Consider the following 1896-nt stretch of genomic DNA (forward strand, 5'->3'; position numbering starts at 1 on the left):
CACCATTGCCTTCACTGCAACCACCCCCTCACCCACTGGGCCAGGCCGTCCAGGGCGACAATCAACCAGAAGACCAAAAACATCCCCAGGGCCAGATATGCGGTGTGCCGGCGTTCGGACATCTTCATGTCAAACCCCCCTCCCCCGGTAGCGGGCCAGGCGCTCCTCATGGCCCACCACCTTCACGTGCCGGATACCGGCGGCCTGCTCCAGCAGCTCCAGCTCATTTACCAGGCGCTTCACGTCCTTCCAGGCGAGATAGCGGTTCGCCTCGTAAAACTCCCCAATCTCGTGACTGTCCAGGTAATCCACCACCGCCTCTTCCTGGTATTCGCCCACATCTCGGTAAACCCGTTCAAGGGCGATTGCTAAAGCCATTTCCAGTCGTGCTACACTATCCATAACGTCTCCTTTCAACCCCGGTGCCAGCCGGGGTTATTTCCTGTGGGTGTAGTCGTAGGACGCCCAGGGCTCGGGCGTGTTGAGCCATTCGTCGAGGGCTTTGGCCGGGATGATGATGCGGCGGCCCAGCCGCTTGTGCGGCAGGGTGCCAGCCCGCACCAGCTCGTAGATGGTGCTGGGGTGGACGTTGAGCAGCCTGGCGGCCTCGTCCACCCGGTATGCAACCTTGGGCAGTTCCTTGGGTTGTTCATTCACGGGGGGCCTCCTGGGATACCGACTGACCTTTTTTGATGTATTCCTCGAGGTGTAATCGGTCAACACATGTGAGACTGGGGAACCGACTCCTCCTGCATCATAGCTAAATACTCCAAGGGAGCAAGACCCCCCAGGGCCATGTGAGGCCTTCGGCGGTTGTAGTGGTCCAGGTAGGCATCCAGCTCTGCCTGTAGCTCGCTGAGCCGGGGGGGCAGAGGCCGGGTATAGAGCTCCTCCCTAAAGGTCCGTTGCACCCGCTCCACGTGACCATTGAGTTTAGGACTCCTCGGCGGCAGCACAAACAAGGCAATCCCCAGAGCACAGCAGGCCTCCTCAAACTCGGCCATGAACTCGCTGCCCCCATCCACCTGGATGGCCCGGATGGGAAAAGGGGTCCTGGCTAGAAGCAAGGACAGAAACCCCTCCGCCAGCTTAGCCGTGGCCCGGCTGTGCACCCCGGCCAGGACAAACCGACTGTAGAGGTCAATCGCCGAGAAGTGCTTGACTATAGTTCCCGGCCCCAGGGTCAGGGTGAGGGTGTCCACCTGGATCAGGTCCCCAGGAGCCCTGGCCTCGTATCCTCGGGGCTTCCTCCGGGCGTAGGGCCGGTTTACCCTTCGCTTTAGCTTCCCTCTTTGAGTCCGGGCCAGGTAGCTAGCCACGCTCTCGACACGTCGGTGCTTCTCCAGGTAGGCCAGGATGCGCCCCACCGTGCGTTCGCTCACCTGGAAACCCTCCTTGCGGAGGGTAAGCCAGATGGACCAGCGTCCCCAGGTGGGGTTTTCCTTGCGGAGAGTTTCTATTCTAATGAGCAGCCCTGGGGTCCAGTGGACCTTTGCGCGCAGGTGCTTAGGGCGGCGGGAGCGGGGTTTGAGTCCGGCCAGGCCCTTTTCTTTTAGGGCTTTTTTCCAGCGGTGGTAGGTGGCCCGGCTGATCCCCACCAGGTCCTGGATCTCCTTCCAGCTCTTTTTACTTTCACGCAGGGCTTTGACCAGTCGGAGCTTGCGCAGACGTTCCTTGACCTCTGGGTCGCCTGCTTTGGCCTCGGCCAGCCTCTGTGCTTGTCTAGCGCCTTGCCATATCTCTCGGCCAACGGTGGTAAACTGCACCTGGGGAACCTCCTTTCTTGGTTGGTTCCCCTCTTTTTATCCCAGCTTAGAGTCTCACATGTGTTTGTCCGGGTTCAATCAGCAGCTTTCGGCCTAGACGGCTAGCAACAAGACGTCCTGCTCTTATTTC

Annotated in this window: 3 protein-coding genes; all 3 read right to left on the reverse strand. The window is 60.2% G+C overall.

All coding sequences use genetic code 11. The features are described from left to right. Positions 1 to 129: 129 nt before the first annotated feature. Genes G403_RS0120410 through G403_RS0120420 form a run of 3 tightly spaced genes read right to left on the reverse strand, consistent with a single transcriptional unit; the run spans position 130 to position 1766 of the window. Positions 130 to 402 (reverse strand): hypothetical protein, encoded by a 273-nt coding sequence (locus G403_RS0120410; protein WP_013013692.1) that lies wholly within the window; start codon positions 400 to 402, stop codon positions 130 to 132. A gap of 33 nt (positions 403 to 435) precedes the next feature. Beyond that, complete coding sequence (locus tag G403_RS0120415) at positions 436 to 657, reverse strand: helix-turn-helix domain-containing protein (RefSeq protein WP_027855617.1); 222 nt, start codon at positions 655 to 657, stop codon at positions 436 to 438. A gap of 59 nt (positions 658 to 716) precedes the next feature. Continuing rightward, the gene (locus G403_RS0120420) at positions 717 to 1766 is read right to left on the reverse strand and encodes an integrase core domain-containing protein (RefSeq protein WP_027855618.1); all 1050 of its coding nucleotides are present in this window, start codon (positions 1764 to 1766) and stop codon (positions 717 to 719) included. Positions 1767 to 1896 lie beyond the last annotated feature (130 nt).

Source organism: Marinobacterium litorale DSM 23545 (genome assembly GCF_000428985.1).
Classification (GTDB): domain Bacteria; phylum Pseudomonadota; class Gammaproteobacteria; order Pseudomonadales; family Balneatricaceae; genus Marinobacterium_D; species Marinobacterium_D litorale.

Coding starts and splice junctions, on each gene's coding strand:
- G403_RS0120410 (WP_013013692.1), bottom strand. CDS start 402: ATGGATAGTGTAGCACGACTGGAAATGGCTTTAGCAATCGCCCTTGAA.